Here is an 18,374-nt window from a genome sequence, read left to right on the forward strand (position 1 = left end):
CTAGCTTCATCCAACCTTCTTGGTGCTGAAAACCTGACTTTTTGAACACACACTAAAAGGAGATTGTCATGTTGAAAATTGCATTTATTGCCCATGATCGCAAAAAAGAAGAGATGGTTAACTTCGTGACAGCCTACGAAAACGTATTTACAGACCATCAATTATACTCGACAGGTACAACAGGTCTTCGTATTATGGAAGGAACCTCACTACAAATCCATCGGTTTGAATCCGGTCCACTGGGCGGAGATCAACAGATCGGAGCCTTGGTTGCACAAAATGAGATGGATTTGATTATATTCCTGCGTGATCCATTGATGGCACAGCCTCATGAACCAGATATTAACGCTTTGCTGCGTCTGTGCGATGTACAGGGGATTCCGCTTGCTACGAATATTGCAACTGCAGAAATTCTCGTCAAAGCGCTCGATCGCGGTGATTTTGGCTGGAGAGAGCTTGTACATAAATACAAGCCTGAGGGTGGATTGAATTCGGGTGATGCTCAATGAGTTTGGACATTCTCATATTTGGTGCACACGCGGATGATGCAGAGATTGGGATGGCAGGAACCATTGCCAAACATACTGCAGCTGGACTGAAAGTAGGCGTGTGTGATCTGACCCGAGCGGAGATGTCTTCCAACGGGACGGTAGAGCGCAGAGCCGAGGAAGCGGAGCAAGCCTCCCGCGTCCTCGGTCTTTCGTGTCGAAGCAATCTCGGTTTGCCTGATCGGGGGCTGTATATTACTCCTGAACACATCGAAGCTGTGACTGCCGAGATACGGCGTCATGCCCCTCGAATTGTGTTTGCGCCATATTGGGAGGATCGTCACCCAGATCATGTAATGTGCAGCAAGCTGGTGCAGGAGGCTGTCTTTAATGCCAAGCTTAGAAACTATAAGCCGGACATGCCCGCAGTTCAAGTGAAAGAATTGTATTTTTACTTCATTAACGATATCGGACCAACGGATTTGATTGTGGATATTACGGAACACTATGAGCAGAAGGAAAATTCATTGCTAAGTTATCGTTCCCAGTTCGAATTGGGAGAAGGCGCAGTTGCCACTCCATTGACTCAAGGATATATTGAACGTGTGAAAGCCCGGGATTCTTTGCTCGGACAGCGGAGCCTCATTCCTTTTGCAGAAGGATTCGCTAGCATTACACCTTATGTAGTTCATCAATTTGGCCAAGCAGCCAAGTCATAAAACGATCGAGCTTGCTCGTATAAATCATTTATCAATTGCATTTCCGTTGCATTACATCAACCTGCACACGCGGGAGATTAAAGGAGCGTCCACCGGATGGATCAAAAGCTAAAAATTGGTATTACCTGTTATCCGTCCCTCGGAGGGTCTGGCGTTGTCGCAACGGAGCTGGGCAAATTGCTTGCCGAACAGGGTCACCAGGTTCACTTTATTGCCAATAGTATCCCGTTTAGACTGGGTAAATTTCAGAAAAATATTTTTTATCATGAAGTTGAGGTCAACGATTATTACGTCTTCCGTTATCCACCGTATGACCTGTCATTGGCCACGAAAATGGCGCAAGTAGCCAAAGCACAGCAACTGGATCTGCTGCATGTACATTATGCAGTGCCCCATGCGGTGTGTGCCTTCTTGGCAAAACAAATGGTTGGTGAGGATTTAAAGGTGGTCACAACGTTACACGGAACAGATATTACCGTACTGGCGCAGGATGAGTCGCTGAAGGATCTGATTCGACTTGCCATCAACGAGAGTGATGCGGTTACGGCCGTATCCCAGGATTTAATTCGTGAAACGGTTGATTTGCTGGATATTAGGCGTCCAATCGATCTGACCTATAACTTTATTGATAAAAGAATTTATTATCCACGTGATGCAGCAAGTCTGCGTAGAGACTTCGCAGCACCTCACGAAAAAATACTGATGCATATTTCCAACTTCCGTCCAGTGAAGAGAACACAGGATGTGGTAGAAGTGTTCCGTCAAGTACAGGAGCAAGTACCAGCCAAACTGTTATTTGTTGGAGAAGGACCGGATTTGCCGAAGATTCAATGGAAGATTAATGAGCTTGGACTGAATGACAAGGTCCATTTCCTAGGCAAGCAGGATGACATTGCTCAAGTCATTTCAATGGCTGATGTGCTTATGCTGCCGTCGGAGAAGGAAAGCTTTGGTCTGGTGGCACTCGAAGCCATGGCTTGTGGTGTACCTACCATTGGTTCAATAGCAGGGGGGATCCCTGAATTGGTATTGCACGGCAAGACCGGATTTTTGTCTCCAATCGGTGACACGCAATCGATGGCGGAGAACACGATTCGTTTGTTGACAGACGACCGTTTGACAGCGGACTTTAGAGAAGCGTGCCTGAAACGGGCACACCATGATTTTTGCAACGATGCTATTCGGCATGAATATGAACAAATATACTACCGGGTGCTGGGACGTGAAGTTCCGAATCTGAAGCCGGTTTGTGGCTGATTGTCAGATAGGATTGTTCCATCTTGGAAATATATCTGTGTAAGCCACACCAAGCAACACCAAGCAACACGTAGTTATGGGGTGAGAGTAAGTGGTTCAATGGACACAGGTAGATCATGAAATGGCAAGACAAAGTGAACAGGTGCTGCGAACATTAAATGAAAAAGGATACGAAGCTTATTGGGTCGGTGGTTGTGTGCGTGATGAACTGCTGGAACGTAGCGTGGATGATATGGATATCACCACGTCCGCTTCTCCTGAGCAAGTCATGGAACTGTTTGCGGATTGCATTCCTACGGGCCTCCAGCATGGAACGGTTACTGTACGTTCAGGAGGTTTTTACTTTGAAGTTACAACGTTCCGCACTGAATCTGAATATAAGGATAATCGAAGACCCGCTGCCGTTCAATTTGTGCAGGATGTCAAAGAAGATTTGCAGCGGCGTGACTTCACAATGAATGCTCTCGCTATGGATCGAGACGGAAATATCGTTGATCCTTTCGGTGGACAATCGGATATCCAGGATGGACGGGTCAGATGTGTAGGATCGGCGACAGAACGGTTTGGTGAAGATGCGCTGCGGATGCTTCGCTGTGTTCGTTTTGCTTCGGTATTTGATTTCAAAATTGCCTACAACACCTGGAAAGGGCTTGTTCATCAAAAGGATCTGCTCCAACATATCGCCATGGAGAGAGTACGTACCGAAATGGTGAAAATGATGGCAGGCCCCCATCCGCTGCGCGGTCTGGAATTGCTGTTTCGCAGTCAGGCACTGGAGCATGTGAAGGCACCAATCCACAGGGAACGATTCAATAAAGCCCTCATGTCTAATATGGAACAATTAATGGAACAGAACGTTTTGTTGCGCTGGTCCATGATACTGATTGCAGGCCATTATACCAAAGATGAAGCAGATGCTTTGCTTCGAAAATGGACGTTTTCTAATGAAGATCGTTCCCGCATTAATGGAGTTCTGCAGGTCGAAGAGTTGATCCAGAAAGTCATACAGGAGCAAAAGGATGAAGAGACACTGCGATCAGAATGGATCATAACTGTGCTGTTTTGCGGACGTCAGGCAGTAGAGGACTGGCTCATTATTCAACCACTGCTTCCATCAGGTTGGAGAGATCAAGAGGTCCTACACGAAGAACAGATCGTGGTAATACAATCCCAAGGCGCTGCATGGAGCCAATCCATGAAGGTGCACGAACTGAAAGATTTGCAAATTACAGGTGAGAACATTCTACAGCTGCTTGGACGTAAGGGTGGACCATGGCTTGGACAACTGATGAAACATCTCTTAAGAGAGACTGCGATCGGAAATATAGCGAATCAGCATGACATGCTGACCAACGAAGTAAAGCGGGTGGCTGCAGATGACAAAGCATGAGGAACTGTTACATATGTTACTAAATGCAGAAGGAGAGTTTGTGTCTGGTGAAGAGATCAGTCGCAACCTTTCCATTAGCCGAACGGCCGTGTGGAAGCACGTAAACAAACTGCGTGACATGGGTTATGAGTTTGAAGCCGTATCTCGCAAAGGGTATCGCTTGGTCACGAAACCGGACAGTATCGATGCCACAGCGCTTCAACTGGCACTGGAAACGACGGTGTTTGGTCGGAAGGCAATCATTCTGAATTCCACATTGTCCACCCAAGGTGATGTTCAGCACATGGCTGAACAGGGGCAGGGCGAAGGGACAGTGGTGCTGGCAGAAGAACAGACGGGTGGACGAGGCCGCTTTGGACGTAAATGGTTCTCACCACCGGGAAGAGGCATCTGGATGAGTGTTCTAATGCGTCCGGAGCTTGCACTGCAAAATACACCACAGCTTACATTATTAACGGGTGTGGCGGTGTGTCGTGCGATTAGATCGTATACAGGCGCTGATGCCGGTATCAAATGGCCTAATGATCTTTTAATTGATGGTCGCAAGGTATGCGGGATTCTGCTTGAATCAACCGTTGAAGACCACGAATTACGGTACTGTATCGCAGGCGTAGGCGTAGATGTGAACTTCGATCCCAAGGATTATCCCGAGGATCTGATATCAATTGCTACTTCACTTAAGATGGAGACCGGACAAACGATAGACCGAACCAAACTTGCAGCGGCCATTCTCTCGGAGTTGGAGCGTTTGTATTATTTGTATCAAAAAGAAGGGTTCGGTGTGATCTCTTCGCTCTGGGAAGCTTTGTCTGTATCCATGAACCGTGAAATTAAGGTGGCTAATCCGCAGGGTATCATCGAAGGTACAGCCATCGGGCTTGATCCTTCTGGCGCATTGATTTTGGAGAAGAAAAACGGTGAGCGTGTATCGGTATACTCCGGTGAAGTTTCATTGATAAATTAAACAATTTGTCGAATTTACACCGTTAAAATGAACATAAGACGTGAACTTTGGGCAGAACTTTGGTATACTGTGTTCGTGAGGCGATATCGGCTAATGCAGACCGAATTGCACTCCGGCAATAGTATGCTTTGTTCTGCTTTTAAAATGTTACAGTGACAAGGCAGGAATAGTAGTAAAGTGAGTTGTTGGATTCTGCTCTGAGCCGAAGAGGACCGAGACAGAAGGGACGATCGCAAGTGACTCTTTTTTGACTTTTCGGGACTTTTTAGTGGAAACTAAAAGGTTTTTTTGTTGCGTTTAAATTGAAAAGATGAGAGGAGCCATGAAGAAAATGGCAAACAAACAAGCATTGAATATTGTGAAAATGAAAAAATATAAGCAGGACGGCGTGCCGCTTAGCATGATTACAGCTTACGATTATCCGACAGCCCAATTGGCCGAGGAAGCGGGTATCGATCTCATTCTGGTTGGTGATTCACTGGGAAACGTGGTATTGGGTTTTAACTCGACCTTGCCTGTTACGATCGACGATATGGTATACCATACACGCTCTGTAGTACGTGGAGCGGGAAATACGTTTATCGTGGCTGATATGCCCTTCATGACGTATCATGGCAGCTTGGACGAGACGCTCAAAGGGGTTCGTCGCCTGATGCAGGAAGGTCATGCACAAGCGGTCAAGATGGAGGGCGGTCTCGAAATTGCAGATACGGTAAAAGCGGTTGTGCAAGCCGGTGTACCTGTACTTGGACATATCGGGCTTACCCCACAATCCGTGAATCAAATTGGCGGTTATCGTATTCAGGGCAAGGATGCTGCTGATGCCAAAAGGCTGATGGACGAAGCCAAGGCGCTTGAAGCAGCGGGAGCTTTCGGCATTGTACTCGAACTCGTTACGGAAGAAGTGGCAAGAGCGATCTCGGAAGAACTTTCTATTCCCACAATTGGTATTGGCGCAGGTAGAGGGTGTGATGGTCAGGTACTGGTATTCCATGATGTGGTTCAGTATGCTTCCCCATACACGCCAAAACGCTTTGTTAAATCGTATGGAGACGTAGGTACATTGATTCGCAATAGCATTGAGTCCTATGTGAAAGAAGTCAAGGATCGCTCATTCCCGGCAGAAGAGCATGTATTTACCGCCGCTGACGGCGTTCTGGATCAACTATACGGATATCGTAAAGAAAAGGTGGAGACGAACGCATGAAAGTGATACGGACAATCGCAGAATTAAGACAAGAACTGAGCTTGAAACGTCAGTCGATTCAGTCCAGAGAGTCCATTGTAGGACTCGTGCCTACGATGGGATTTCTTCATGAAGGCCATGCAAGTTTGATGCAAGCGGCTAAAGAACAGAGTGATATCGTGGTTTTGAGCATATTTGTAAATCCAATTCAATTTGGTCCGAATGAAGACTTTGACAGTTACCCAAGAGACGAAGCCAGAGATGTGGAAACTGCACGAGCAAAAGGGGTAGATATCGTATTTATTCCCTCTGTTGAAGAGATGTATCCACAGCCTACGCAAACGACTGTATCGGTTTCTTGTCTAACGGATCGCTTATGCGGTGCATCACGTCCAGGGCATTTTGACGGAGTGACTACAGTCGTGTCGAAGCTGTTTAACATTGTACAACCGCAGCGTGCATTTTTTGGCATGAAGGACGCACAGCAGGTAGCTGTGATCCAGCAGATGGTTAACGATTTGAACATGGCAGTTGAGATTGTGCCTTGTCCTATCGTTCGTGAGAGTGATGGCTTGGCGCTTAGTTCGCGCAACGTGTATCTCAGCACAGAACAGCGTCAGGAGGCTCTTGTTCTGTCCAAGGCATTACGTGAGGCACAGGTAGCTGTAGATGCAGGGACGGCGATGACAGCAGCGGATATCCGCAGTATATTGCGTCAGAACATTGAACGTTCTCCAATGGCTGTGATTGATTATGCTGAAATTCAGACTTTTCCAAGTCTGGAGCCACTTGCAGATCAGGAAAAAGTTCATGGTCGTGACGATCTGTTGATCGCACTTGCAGTAAAATTCGGCAAAACAAGATTGATTGACAATATAAGGCTGCAAAAATCGGAGGTACTGTCCCATGTTTAGAACACTAATGAAATCCAAAATTCACCGGGCAACCGTTACGGAAGCAAACCTGAACTATGTGGGTAGCATTACCATAGATGAAGATCTAATGGAAACTTCCGATCTAATGGAAAATGAGAAAGTGCAAATTGTGAATAATAACAATGGTGCACGTCTGGAAACCTATGTCATTCCAGGTCCACGTGGAAGTGGAGTGATCTGCTTGAACGGAGCAGCAGCTCGTCTGGTACAGCCTGGGGATACCGTCATAATCATTTCATATGCAATGATGTCTCAAGAAGAGGCAAATAATCACAAGCCTACCGTTGTATTTGTGGATGGACAGAATAAACCTGTGCAAACGATGAAGCACGAAGTTCATGCGACGATTATGTAATCGACTGGTAAGGGGAATGAAATCGACCCATTCTACAAAAAATGAGTACAGGTCACTGCACTAATCCATTTTTTCAAGGGTGGGGATGCATCGATGTTCCAGCATGTTTTCGCAGAAATGAACGACATGTTAGATGAAATTATCAAGCGCTACCCTTCTGCTGAAGGCCTAAGCAAACAAGAATTGCTGCAAAAGTGGAATTTGCTGAAGCGGATGAGTGACGGGATGATTGATGAGTGGCTGATGTTTGAAGAAAAAATGAGCCAGGTGAGGGAAAGGGAACTGGATAAGCCTGCTTCCCTCGAACCTGAACAGGAAGCTGTTACCGCACTGCCAGAACTGCATCTGGAGTGTTTCAGTCGCGGTCAGGGATATTTCAAACTGCAAATGTACCCGCAGGCGATTATGCAATTTTCTAGGGTTGTGACCGACTATCCGGAAAGTGCATTGACTCGTTTTTACCTGGCTCTTGCTCATCTCAACCTGGAACAAACCGAGGAAGCCGGAATACACTTGCAGCGGATCATGCATCTGAACGGTTCGCCGAGATTGAAGGGGCTGGTATGTAACGTCCTGGGCTGTATCGAGGCCAAGCTCGCGAATCCTGAAGGCGCATGTTCATTATTTGCGCAGGCGCTTCAGTATGACCCATCGTTGACCGAACCGCTGTATAACATGGAAGCATGTCGATTAAACAGCGGAAAACTGCAATATGCAAATCAGCTGACTGCCTTAAATTAAGGCCAATTCGGCGGCATAAAGACGGTGTTCCCTCCTCTGGCATAGCGGCGGGGACACCGCTTTTTTGTCAGTTAATTTTCAAATGCCCTTTTTTTTGCTATGCTGTAACATAGACTGGAATGGAAGGGACCGTACATTGCAATGAAATTTGCCGTATTGGATTTCGAAACAACCGGCACGCAGTCCGACGGTGAGATAATACAGGCCGGACTTGCCATCATAGATCATGACTACAGCATAACTCAAATATATAGTTCTTATGTGAACCCAGGTGTACCGATTCCTCCGTTTATTACGGGGTTAACCGGTATTACTGATGAAGATGTGGCGAATGCTCCCTCATTGGAAGAGATGATGATGGAGATGGTTCCGCTGCTTGACGATGTTGTTCTTGTTGGACACAACGTTGCTTTTGATTTTCATTTTCTTCAAAATGCACTCGATCGATGCGGTTATCTGCCATTTACCGGACGGATTCTGGATACGATTGATTTCCTGAAGATCACGTTTCCGTCACTGGGGTCTTATCAACTCGGTTATGTGTCTTCGGAATTCGGATTTCAGCATGACCGCCCTCATCAGGCAGACAGTGATGCTCTCGCAACAGCTTTTGTATTACTGAAGTGCCTCGATGAGCTGCGTGCACTGCCGCTGATCACGATTCAGCGCCTCAGTGACCTGTTTGCGCCGGAAGACAGTGACTTGGGTTGGTTCTTTGATGGAATGCGTACTGAGAAGGAAGCAGAGCCGATTCAGGATCTGGATGGTCATACGTATTACCGCCAGCTCGCCCTGAACGTGAGTGACTGGACCGATATAGGCTCACCACGCGATGAGCGAGAAGGTAATCCGCTGGAAGGCGTAAGTTTTGAGCAGTTCATGGATCAGGTTAGAGCTAACCTGAAGGAGACGCTGGACCATTATGAGGAGCGTGAGGCGCAAACTCAGATGTTCAGCAGTGTACGACAAGCTTTGGATGAAGAGAAACATCTCTTGATTGAAGCTGGAACAGGTACAGGTAAATCACTTGGGTATTTGCTGCCTGCCATCTATGAAAGTGTGAAACAGGAACAGAAAGTCATGGTCAGCACACATACCATCAACCTGCAGGAGCAATTGAGAGAGCGGGATATTCCTATGCTGACCCAGGTGGTTCCGTTCCCGTTCAAGGCAGCAGTGTTCAAAGGACGTGGGCACTATCTGTGTCTGCGTAAGTTTGAGCACAAAATCAATAAACGTGAATTCGCTACACCGAAAGAGGATTATTTTACAGCGGCTCAGATGATTGTCTGGCTTACTCAGACGGAGACTGGAGACGACGAGGAGCTTAATCTAAGCGGGCGCGGAGGAGACTTCTGGGAGACGGTACAGAGTGAGTCTGAGTCTTGTCTTGGACGTTCCTGTCCTTGGTTCCGCAAATGTTTCTATCACCGGGCCAAACATGAAGCCGGGCTGTCTGATATCGTCATTACCAATCACTCGAAATTATTTACGGATGTCAAAGCAGCACATCAGCTGCTGCCGGCCTACGAAAGTCTCGTCATCGATGAAGCACATCATTTGGAGGACGTAGCAGGTAAGCATCTGGGTCTTCATATGAAATATTTCACGTTGGTTCATACTCTGACCCGACTGTTTAAAGATAGCCGTAATGGCCAACTGCCGATGCTTCGTTCTCAATTATCGGGTCACGAAAATTCGGTACAGTGGGGCTCCATGATTGATCAGATGTTCCCGCTTGCGGTCGAAGTCAAAGAGATGTGGGATCGACTAAGTGATACATTGTTTGGCCTGCTGCCTGAACGCAGCGATGCTTCTCCAGGCGAGACAGGACAATTCTCTCTTAGACTGAAGCCTTCACAAAAACCAGCTAAATGGCAGGAATTGCAGGATGCTGAAAACCAAATCTATGTCACTCTAGGTGATTTGATTCGTAAAGGCGACAAGCTGCTGCTTGAAGTGAAAGAAGATCAGGATGATTATCAGTCCGATAGTCTGATTACGGATATCTCAGGTCTGCTCAAGGACTTGGCAACGATTAAGGATAATCTGCGTTTCTTCATGCGGATGGATGATGCCAACACCGTTTACTGGATGGAGGCCAGCGGCCAGTTCCGCAGTAAATCACTTCAGCTCTATGCTGTTCCTGTCGATGTCAGTGCACAATTGAAGGATATGTTCTTTGATAAAAAGAAAAGCGTTGTGCTTACATCGGCTACGCTCTCCGTTGACAAATCATTTCAATTCATGATCGAACAGCTGGGTTTGCAGGAAGCTGCCGAGAATAACCGTTTGTTAACGTCCATGTTGCCGTCACCGTTCAATTATCGAGAACAGGCGCTGCTCGTCATTCCGCGTGATTTCCCAAGCGTGAAGGGCAGTGTAGGCGATGCCCACTTTGTGGATATGCTCGTGCACTCCCTCGCGGAAACGGCTATTGCCACTCGTGGACGTATGATGGTGTTGTTCACCTCCTATCGCATGCTGCGCCAGGTCTATGACCCACTTAAGGAGGCCTTGTCAGGCAATGATATTTCTTTGCTTGGGCAAGGGGTGGACAGTGGCAGCCGTTCCAAGCTTACACGCCGCTTCCAAGATGCAAAAGCAACGGTGCTTCTTGGCACAAGCAGCTTCTGGGAAGGGGTGGACATTCCAGGAGAGGCTCTGACTTGTCTCGCGATTGTCAGACTGCCGTTCCAGCCACCGAATCATCCATTAGTCGAAGCGAAGAGCGAGCTTTTGCAGCAGCAGAAGAAAAACCCGTTTATGAAGCTGTCCGTGCCACAAGCCGTCATCCGTTTCAAACAGGGATTTGGCAGACTGGTTCGTACAGGCAAAGACAGAGGCATTGTAATTGTATACGATACACGCGTTATTGAAGCGTATTATGGCAAGTACTTTTTATATTCATTACCTGGTCCTAAAATGGAGCACATGCTCACAGAACAGATGGTTCCTCGTATTTCGGAATGGCTCGAGAGACCGACCGAAGAGCAACAATAAACAGATACGCTCTGTAGCTTCCATTATTGCAAGACGCCAGTGGTTGGCGGTAAAATTAAGTAATATAATTTTTGTTTCGTGGATATGCGAGTAAAGCAATTAAAAGGAATAAAAGCAATTATCCATTATATAACAACGAGCATCCTGTTTAACTCAGTAATCTTTTTGCTCGTTTTCGACAGGGTGCTCATCTTTTTCATCTATCTATCGTGGCCTTTGTAAGGGGGAGCAATGAATGAAATCAGATAAAATTTCGGAAGCCGTGGTGCGTAGATTGCCTGTTTACTTGCGTTATTTGAATGAACTGCATCAGCGCGAAGTCAATACGGTCTCTTCACAAGAACTGGGACTGAGGCTGGATTTGAATCCTGCCCAGATTCGTAAAGACCTGGCTTACTTCGGTGACTTTGGTCGTAAAGGGATCGGGTATGACGTTTCATATCTCATTGAGAAAATCCGCCATATTTTAAAAATAGACCAGCAGATCAATGTAGCTCTTGTCGGAGCAGGTAATTTGGGACATGCCTTGTCTAATTACAATGCCTATCTCAAAGACAACATGAAGATCGTCGCTGTATTTGATGCCTACGGTCCGAAGATTGGGAGTCAAATCAACAGTTTGACGGTGCAACCAATGAATGAATTAACGGATTCGGTCAAAAAAGACAACATTCGTATAGGTATTATCACGGTTCCGGATACGGAAGCCCAAAATGTTGCAGATCAACTGATTGAGTCAGGAATTGAAGCGATTCTGAATTTTGCGCCAACGATTCTGAAGACTCCGCCGCATATTCGTATTCATCATGCCGATTTTACGACGGATTTGCTTAGTCTGGCTTATTACTTGGAGAATGGAAAGGACGACGAGGAAGATGACGACAAATAGATGGGTCATTCACAACGGCAAATTTGCCGTGAGTGAGGGTACGAATTGGAAAGTGGTTCAAGGTTTTATGGTTGTGGAGAATGACAAGATTGTGCATATTGGTGAGACATTGCCGGAAGGAGACGAAAGTCTGACAAAGGTGGACGGAAAAGGACTATTCTTCTTGCCGGGTCTGATCAATACGCATGGTCACGCGGCCATGTCGCTTCTGAGAGGCCATGGAGACGATCTCGCGTTACAAGTATGGTTGCAGGAGAAAATGTGGCCAATGGAAGCCAAAATGACGTCTGAAGACGTATATTGGGGTACATCTCTATCCGTTCTTGAAATGTTGAAAGGCGGAACAACAGCTTTCCTGGATATGTATGATCATATGGATCAGGTGGCGAAAGTGGTGGAACAATCCGGCGTTCGGGCTGCTCTGGCACGTGGGGTAATCGGACTTTGCTCAGAAGAAGAACAACTGCGTAAGCTGGAAGAGTCCGCAGCATTTGCTCGTCAATGGAATGGACAGGCAGACGGAAGAATTACAACCGTAATCTCTCCACACGCCCCTTACACTTGCCCACCAGATTACATAGAGAAGCTGGTACAGGTTGCTCATGACCTGAATCTGCCTTTGCATACGCATATGTCTGAGACGCTTCGCGAAGTGGACCAGAACGTGGCTGATTACGGACTGCGTCCGGTTGCACATCTGGAGAAACTAGGATTTTTCTCTCGTCCGTCTCTGGTTGCACATGCTGTCCATCTGAATGATGAAGAGATCGAGATTCTCGCAAAGCATGATGTAGCAGTTTCCCACAATCCAGGTAGTAACCTGAAATTGGCTTCGGGTGTTGCACGAGTACCTGATCTGTTGAAAGCAGGCGTGACTGTGTCCCTGGGAACAGATGGACCAGCAAGTAACAATAACCTGGATATGTTTGAAGAGATGAGATTGGCTGCGTTGATTCATAAAGGTGTATCTGGTGACCCTACTGCAGTGCCGGCAGGGGAAGCGCTTCTGCTTGGAACTTCATATGGTGCCAAATCCATATTCCTGAATAATACAGGCGCTCTGCAAGTTGGCATGAAGGCTGACTTCATCGCGTTGAACATCGAACAAGCCCATTTCTATCCGCATACGGATCTGATTTCCCATACGGTCTACTCGGCATCGGCCAAAGATGTGGAGCATGTGTGGGTGGATGGTAAACAAGTGGTTAAACATGGCGAATGTCTTACGATGGATGAAGAGCGCATTCTGCGTGAGTCTCAGCTGGCATTTGACAGTTTGCTTGCCCGATAATTACAAGGACAGCATCGTCATAGGGAAAGGAAGTTCGGCTTTTGAAGAAAAAAAAGAAGTGGATATGGATTTCGCTGCTGCTCCTGGTTCTGATTCTGTTTGGACTTCAGCGTTATTATGTCTATGTTACCCAGGATCAGCGCAAGGAAGAGGCGTTGGCCATACAGGCGGCCCAGGAACAGCTGGGGATTACGTCCCACGAAGAGCTACGTAAGTATGTTTGGGGACAGAAAGACGGCGGAGACAACATATACTGGACCCTGATCGGCAAAAATAAGGATAACCAGGATGTCATGGTGTGGGTGAAGTTTGATGAGAATAACAAACCGGTGACGGGAACCAATGCGGTACACGGGGAACTGTTAAAGAACGGCATGAATGAGGCTCAGATTCGAAATCGGTTCAGCTCTGAAGTTCCGGGCGGGGAGATCAAACGAATCATGCCAGGCGTTGTGAATGGAATCTATGTATGGCAAGTGTATTACAACGATGATACGCACAACTATTATCGGTTTTACCGCTTCAGCAACGGGGAACAGGTGGACCTGGTCTATACGATACCGAACAGCTAGAATTAGCAGACGTACTAATGTCTGAAGAGAATACATTAAAGAACCGGCAGACGGAAACCCGACTGGTCCGGTTCTTTGGCGTACTTTGTTGATCATTTTGGATTTGAATAGTTAAAATTAATAATTTATTCATATTTTCGCCTTAGATATTGTATATACGATGTGATATACTCAAATATGTATTCAAGGATACATCATACACAAATAAATCCTGTTAGGCACATCACAGGACATTACGTACACATATTTATATTCTTGCCTACAAGTTACAGGATGGGCCAAAATTTAGGAGGGGTAACTCACTTGAAAATAAAAGTATTGCCTATTGCTCTGACTGCCGTCATTTCAGCCGTTGTGTTGTTTGGAGGTTGGTTTGTGTATCGTCATGTGGCTGTGCAAAGCCCAATTGAAAAGATGGTTACCCAGTACGATGGAGTCAATGATGTTCAATTAACTATTAACCGCAATGATGTACAGTTGAAACTCGATCTGCAGCCGGATGTTGATCTGGGCAGGTTGGTACAATATATTCACAAAGAAGGACAGACCTTGATTGGCACTCGTTCGTTGAAGTTGGATGTCGTGGATCATTCCAACGAGGCGCTGGAGAGCTGGTGGGGAAGCGCGATGTTTACCGTAGCTCAAGCGATGGAGAACAAGCAATACACCGAGATTACACCGACCTTGTCTAAAATGGCTACAAATGGGATCAAGGTAAATACAGCCATGGATGACAATAATGTATATGTCAGTCTCAGAGATGGAGATGCCAGCAAGTTTATCATTCTGCCGCGTGTGCCCGGTCAGATAGGAGTGTGGCCTAATGCCTAAATGGACGAAAGAAATTGCCATTGGATTTGTACCCGTATTAATTATCTTTCTCGCTTTTATCGGTGTAAACATGATTCCCATTCTGATCGCTGCAATGCTTGTGGGTGCTCTGCTGCTTATGATGCAAATGCGTGGCGGAATTACGGTGGGCGCAGGTCAGGAACGTAAACGCAAGAAAAAAGGACCTTCCAAGCTAACTTTTGAAGAAATTGGGGGTCAAGAGAGTGCCAAGCAGGAATTGCGGGAAGCGCTTGATTTTCTCATTCGACATGAAGAAATTCAGAAGTTTGGTATTCGTCCTTTGAAAGGTATCCTGCTTACTGGCCCTCCAGGAACAGGTAAAACCTTGATGGCCAAAGCTGCTGCTCATTATACCGATTCTGTTTTTGTTGCTGCTTCAGGCAGTGAGTTTGTTGAGATGTATGTTGGTGTAGGTGCAGGCAGAATACGGGATTTATTCCGTGATGCAAGAACACGTGCTGCTAAAGAAAATAAGGAAAATGCCATTATATTTATCGATGAAATTGATGTGATCGGTGGAAAACGGGAAGGCGGACAACAGCGTGAATATGATCAGACGCTGAATCAGCTGTTGACGGAGATGGATGGCATATACTCTTCCGACACACCGCGCATCCTTGTGATCGCCGCTACGAACCGAAAAGAGATGCTGGACAGCGCGTTGACACGTCCAGGACGCTTTGACCGTCATATACAGGTAGACTTGCCGGATAAGAAAGGCAGAAAACACATACTGGAGCTGCATGCAGTCAATAAACCTCTTTTGGAAGGGGTCAGTCTTGAGAAGACAGCAGAAGAATCCTATGGTTTCTCTGGAGCACAGCTGGAAAGCGTGATGAATGAAGCTGCAATTTACGCTATGAGGGACGGGCTGCCCAACATTGAACAGCGTCATCTGTCCCTTGCGATTGATAAAGTAATGATGGGTGAGAAGACAGACCGCGAATCCAGCGTAGAAGAGAAGAAAAGAGTGGCTATTCATGAATTGGGACATGCCATCATGGCTGAACTGGTTCGTCCTGGCAGTGTGAGTCAGGTTGCACTCAGCCCTCGTGGACAGGCCCTGGGATATGTACGTCATAACCCGCAACAAGAGCAATTTCTGTACACGAAGCGCTTCCTTGAAGAGCAAATCATGATTGCCCTCGGAGGTGCAGCAGCGGAGGAAATGTATTATGGTGGACGCAGTACTGGATCACGCAATGACTTTGAACAAGCAACGAATGTGGTACAGACGATGATGGCTTCCGGGCTCACAACGTTGGGTATTGTTAACATGGATATGGTCACAACGGAAGAACTCATGCGGGAGAACAAATTGATCCTGCAAGACCTGATGGAACAGACCAAACGATTGCTTGAAGAACAGCGGACAATTTTCGACAATTCCCTCGACACGTTGCTCAGGGAAGAAGTATTGTCTGGCGATCAATTTCGTTGTCAATTTCGTGACAGCGCCCTTCTACCGGCATAATTTATTTATGTCGGTTATTTTTTTTTACATTTCAGTCGTGCTAAGATATTATTATATGTTGGGTCGAAATTTGTAATTTTCGGCGAACAGGGTACAATAGAGAAATAGAGAACCGAAAGGATGGAGCAGAACCATGTTTTTCAAAAAGATAGGAGTTGTCGGCGGCGGCACGATGGGGCAAGGTATTTCCCAGATGCTTGCAGCCAAAGGACTTGATGTGCTTCTGGTGGAACACACAACGGAGAAGCTGGATCATGCATATAACATGATTGAGACTAACCTCGATAAACAACTGGAGAAATGGGCTATTACGAAGGCTGAGAAGAAATTGATTCTCTCCCGTATTACCAAAGTTGCTCATCTGGCTGAACTCGGAACTTGCGATATGGTCATTGAGACTATTTCTGAAGATCTGGAAGCGAAAAAAGCGGTATTCAGTCAACTTGACCAAGTTTGCCCAAGCAACGTAATTCTTGCAAGTAATACATCCACGCTGAGTTTGACTGAGCTTGCAAGCTCAACCAAATACCCAGAGCGTGTTATTGGTATGCACTTTATTCACCCGGTTTCCCGGGTTGATCTTGTAGAAATTATTCGTGGTCTGAAAACATCCGATTCCACTTTTGCAGAAACTAGACGTTTTGTAGAAGAAGTAGCGGACAAAAAAGGCGTTATGATCTATGAATCACCTGGATTTGTTACGTCCAGATTGATCTGTCTTTTGATCAACGAAGCGCTGCATGTACTGCAGGAAGGTGTCGCTTCCGCTGAAGATATTGATGACGCTATGCGTATCGGATACAATTTCCAGCACGGACCGCTTGAGATGGCAGACCGTTTCGGATTGGATTCAGTAGAAGCTGCACTCGAAAGAATGTTCCGTGAATTCGGTGAATTGAAATATCGTCCTTCCACAGTCCTGAAGAAAATGGTACGTGCAGGACACCTGGGTGTAAAAACAGGCGAAGGATTCTTCAAGTACGACAAGGATGGTGACCGGCTGTGAAAGTACTCGTAATTAATGCGGGGAGTTCCTCGCTTAAATATCAATTGTATAACATGACGGATGAATCCGTATTGGCAAAAGGTCTGGTAGAGCGGATCGGGATGGATTCTTCCATTCTGACTCATAAACCAACCGGCCGCGAGGATGTTACGGAAGTTAGCGAAATTCTAGAACATACTACAGCGATTCGTAAAGTTATTGACATCCTGACAGACAAAGAAAACGGTGTGCTTGGTTCCGTTGATGAAATTCAGGCTGTGGGACATCGTGTAGTTCACGGTGGTGAAGCATTTAAGGAATCAGCATTGGTTGATGATGCTTCCAAAGCAGAAATCCGCCGTCTGTTCGATCTGGCTCCACTGCATAACCCTGCAGCAATGATGGGGATTCGTGCGGCTGAATCCAATATGCCAGGGGTACCACAGGTAATGGTCTTTGATACGGCTTTCCATCAAACGATGCCTGAAAAAGCATATCTGTATGCCATTCCACGTGTGCTTTACAAAAAGTATAAAGTGCGTCGTTATGGAGCACATGGTACTTCCCATGATTACGTAAGCAAGGCAGCAGCTGAATATCTGGATCGTCCATTGGAAGATCTGAAGATCATCACATGCCATGTTGGTAATGGTGGTAGCGTAACGGCTGTACAAGGCGGCGTATCCGTGGACACGTCCATGGGTATGACTCCACTCGAAGGATTAATGATGGGAACACGTAGTGGTGACCTGGATCCGGCCATTGTACCTTATGTTATGAACAAGGAAGAACTGAGCGTGAGCGAAGTAAACTCCATGTTGAATAAGCATAGTGGACTTCTTGCAATCTCCGGTATTAGTAGCGACATGCGTGAAATCACGGAAGGTATGGAGGCTGGCGATGCTAACTCCACGCTTGCATTTGAGATGTACGAATATCGTTTGCGCAAATACATCGGTTCTTATGCAGCAGCAATGAACGGTGTAGACGTGATCGTATTTACGGCTGGTGTAGGTGAAAACTCCGTTGTTCTTCGCCAAAAAGTATGTGAGCAACTCACGTATCTGGGTGTTGAACTGGATGAAGCGCTGAATGCAATTCGCTCTGGAGAACCACGTCGCATCACAACAGCGAATTCCAAAGTAGACGTTCTCGTAGTTCCTACGAACGAAGAATTGGTGATTGCAAGAGATACACACCGAATCGTATTGAATTCTCTGTAATCTAATTGTAAAGTGAATATAGCATGACAAGGAAGTGCAGGGGACAGGCA

General features: G+C 46.4%; 17 protein-coding genes. All 17 read left to right on the top strand.

Annotated elements, in window-relative coordinates:
• Window positions 1-68 precede the first annotated feature (68 nt).
• The 17 genes from mgsA to ACR1R9_RS07345 all read left to right on the top strand — a co-directional run bounded on the left by mgsA (window position 69) and on the right by ACR1R9_RS07345 (window position 18,324).
• On the top strand, window positions 69-509 hold the full coding sequence (mgsA, locus tag ACR1R9_RS07265; RefSeq protein WP_024630633.1) for a methylglyoxal synthase: 441 nt from the start codon (window positions 69-71) through the stop codon (window positions 507-509).
• Window positions 506-1,207, top strand: a complete 702-nt coding sequence (bshB1, locus tag ACR1R9_RS07270; RefSeq protein WP_099858390.1) for a bacillithiol biosynthesis deacetylase BshB1 — start codon at window positions 506-508, stop codon at window positions 1,205-1,207. The genes mgsA and bshB1 overlap by 4 nt, the downstream gene beginning before the upstream one ends.
• Before the next feature lie 96 nt (window positions 1,208-1,303).
• Window positions 1,304-2,464 (top strand): N-acetyl-alpha-D-glucosaminyl L-malate synthase BshA, encoded by a 1,161-nt coding sequence (gene bshA / locus ACR1R9_RS07275; protein ID WP_076288956.1) that lies wholly within the window; start codon window positions 1,304-1,306, stop codon window positions 2,462-2,464.
• Between the two features lie 91 nt (window positions 2,465-2,555).
• On the top strand, window positions 2,556-3,854 hold the full coding sequence (locus ACR1R9_RS07280) for a CCA tRNA nucleotidyltransferase (protein WP_433948797.1): 1,299 nt from the start codon (window positions 2,556-2,558) through the stop codon (window positions 3,852-3,854).
• Window positions 3,841-4,818, top strand: a complete 978-nt coding sequence (locus ACR1R9_RS07285) for a biotin--[acetyl-CoA-carboxylase] ligase (protein WP_433921439.1) — start codon at window positions 3,841-3,843, stop codon at window positions 4,816-4,818. Before ACR1R9_RS07280 ends, ACR1R9_RS07285 begins: the two co-directional genes overlap by 14 nt.
• Before the next feature lie 331 nt (window positions 4,819-5,149).
• Window positions 5,150-6,025, top strand: a complete 876-nt coding sequence (gene panB / locus ACR1R9_RS07290; RefSeq protein ID WP_433921438.1) for a 3-methyl-2-oxobutanoate hydroxymethyltransferase — start codon at window positions 5,150-5,152, stop codon at window positions 6,023-6,025.
• A complete protein-coding gene (panC, locus tag ACR1R9_RS07295) occupies window positions 6,022-6,918 on the top strand; it encodes a pantoate--beta-alanine ligase (RefSeq protein WP_433921437.1) in 897 nt (298 codons plus the stop codon). The genes panB and panC overlap by 4 nt, the downstream gene beginning before the upstream one ends.
• Window positions 6,911-7,294 carry an aspartate 1-decarboxylase gene (panD, locus tag ACR1R9_RS07300; protein ID WP_024630626.1) on the top strand — a complete coding sequence of 128 codons (384 nt, stop codon included), beginning with the start codon at window positions 6,911-6,913 and terminating at the stop codon, window positions 7,292-7,294. Before panC ends, panD begins: the two co-directional genes overlap by 8 nt.
• 117 nt (window positions 7,295-7,411) lie before the next feature.
• Window positions 7,412-8,035 carry a tetratricopeptide repeat protein gene (locus ACR1R9_RS07305; protein ID WP_231952455.1) on the top strand — a complete coding sequence of 208 codons (624 nt, stop codon included), beginning with the start codon at window positions 7,412-7,414 and terminating at the stop codon, window positions 8,033-8,035.
• A gap of 141 nt (window positions 8,036-8,176) precedes the next feature.
• Window positions 8,177-11,038 (top strand): ATP-dependent DNA helicase DinG, encoded by a 2,862-nt coding sequence (gene dinG / locus ACR1R9_RS07310; RefSeq protein WP_433921436.1) that lies wholly within the window; start codon window positions 8,177-8,179, stop codon window positions 11,036-11,038.
• A gap of 235 nt (window positions 11,039-11,273) precedes the next feature.
• Window positions 11,274-11,927 (top strand): redox-sensing transcriptional repressor Rex, encoded by a 654-nt coding sequence (locus ACR1R9_RS07315; RefSeq protein WP_053780717.1) that lies wholly within the window; start codon window positions 11,274-11,276, stop codon window positions 11,925-11,927.
• The gene (locus ACR1R9_RS07320) at window positions 11,914-13,218 is read left to right on the top strand and encodes an amidohydrolase (RefSeq protein WP_433921435.1); all 1,305 of its coding nucleotides are present in this window, start codon (window positions 11,914-11,916) and stop codon (window positions 13,216-13,218) included. Before ACR1R9_RS07315 ends, ACR1R9_RS07320 begins: the two co-directional genes overlap by 14 nt.
• Window positions 13,219-13,259: 41 nt before the next feature.
• The gene (locus tag ACR1R9_RS07325; protein ID WP_076288963.1) at window positions 13,260-13,790 is read left to right on the top strand and encodes a DUF5590 domain-containing protein; all 531 of its coding nucleotides are present in this window, start codon (window positions 13,260-13,262) and stop codon (window positions 13,788-13,790) included.
• Between the two features lie 303 nt (window positions 13,791-14,093).
• Complete coding sequence (locus ACR1R9_RS07330; protein WP_063566800.1) at window positions 14,094-14,621, top strand: hypothetical protein; 528 nt, start codon at window positions 14,094-14,096, stop codon at window positions 14,619-14,621.
• The gene (locus tag ACR1R9_RS07335; RefSeq protein WP_076288964.1) at window positions 14,614-16,116 is read left to right on the top strand and encodes an AAA family ATPase; all 1,503 of its coding nucleotides are present in this window, start codon (window positions 14,614-14,616) and stop codon (window positions 16,114-16,116) included. The genes ACR1R9_RS07330 and ACR1R9_RS07335 overlap by 8 nt, the downstream gene beginning before the upstream one ends.
• A 133-nt stretch (window positions 16,117-16,249) precedes the next feature.
• Complete coding sequence (locus ACR1R9_RS07340) at window positions 16,250-17,122, top strand: 3-hydroxyacyl-CoA dehydrogenase family protein (protein WP_063566802.1); 873 nt, start codon at window positions 16,250-16,252, stop codon at window positions 17,120-17,122.
• A complete protein-coding gene (locus ACR1R9_RS07345; protein WP_076288965.1) occupies window positions 17,119-18,324 on the top strand; it encodes an acetate/propionate family kinase in 1,206 nt (401 codons plus the stop codon). The genes ACR1R9_RS07340 and ACR1R9_RS07345 overlap by 4 nt, the downstream gene beginning before the upstream one ends.
• Window positions 18,325-18,374 lie beyond the last annotated feature (50 nt).

The sequence above is a fragment of the Paenibacillus taichungensis genome (assembly GCF_050994985.1).
Lineage (GTDB): Bacteria > Bacillota > Bacilli > Paenibacillales > Paenibacillaceae > Paenibacillus > Paenibacillus taichungensis.

What these genes read in the sequence shown, in the direction of transcription:
- mgsA (WP_024630633.1), top strand. Translation starts at nt 69, where the DNA reads ATGTTGAAAATTGCATTTATTGCCCATGATCGCAAAAAAGAAGAGATG.
- bshB1 (WP_099858390.1), top strand. Translation starts at nt 506, where the DNA reads ATGAGTTTGGACATTCTCATATTTGGTGCACACGCGGATGATGCAGAG.
- bshA (WP_076288956.1), top strand. Translation starts at nt 1,304, where the DNA reads ATGGATCAAAAGCTAAAAATTGGTATTACCTGTTATCCGTCCCTCGGA.
- ACR1R9_RS07285 (WP_433921439.1), top strand. Translation starts at nt 3,841, where the DNA reads ATGACAAAGCATGAGGAACTGTTACATATGTTACTAAATGCAGAAGGA.
- panB (WP_433921438.1), top strand. Translation starts at nt 5,150, where the DNA reads ATGGCAAACAAACAAGCATTGAATATTGTGAAAATGAAAAAATATAAG.
- panC (WP_433921437.1), top strand. Translation starts at nt 6,022, where the DNA reads ATGAAAGTGATACGGACAATCGCAGAATTAAGACAAGAACTGAGCTTG.
- panD (WP_024630626.1), top strand. Translation starts at nt 6,911, where the DNA reads ATGTTTAGAACACTAATGAAATCCAAAATTCACCGGGCAACCGTTACG.
- ACR1R9_RS07305 (WP_231952455.1), top strand. Translation starts at nt 7,412, where the DNA reads ATGAACGACATGTTAGATGAAATTATCAAGCGCTACCCTTCTGCTGAA.
- dinG (WP_433921436.1), top strand. Translation starts at nt 8,177, where the DNA reads ATGAAATTTGCCGTATTGGATTTCGAAACAACCGGCACGCAGTCCGAC.
- ACR1R9_RS07315 (WP_053780717.1), top strand. Translation starts at nt 11,274, where the DNA reads ATGAAATCAGATAAAATTTCGGAAGCCGTGGTGCGTAGATTGCCTGTT.
- ACR1R9_RS07320 (WP_433921435.1), top strand. Translation starts at nt 11,914, where the DNA reads ATGACGACAAATAGATGGGTCATTCACAACGGCAAATTTGCCGTGAGT.
- ACR1R9_RS07335 (WP_076288964.1), top strand. Translation starts at nt 14,614, where the DNA reads ATGCCTAAATGGACGAAAGAAATTGCCATTGGATTTGTACCCGTATTA.
- ACR1R9_RS07340 (WP_063566802.1), top strand. Translation starts at nt 16,250, where the DNA reads ATGTTTTTCAAAAAGATAGGAGTTGTCGGCGGCGGCACGATGGGGCAA.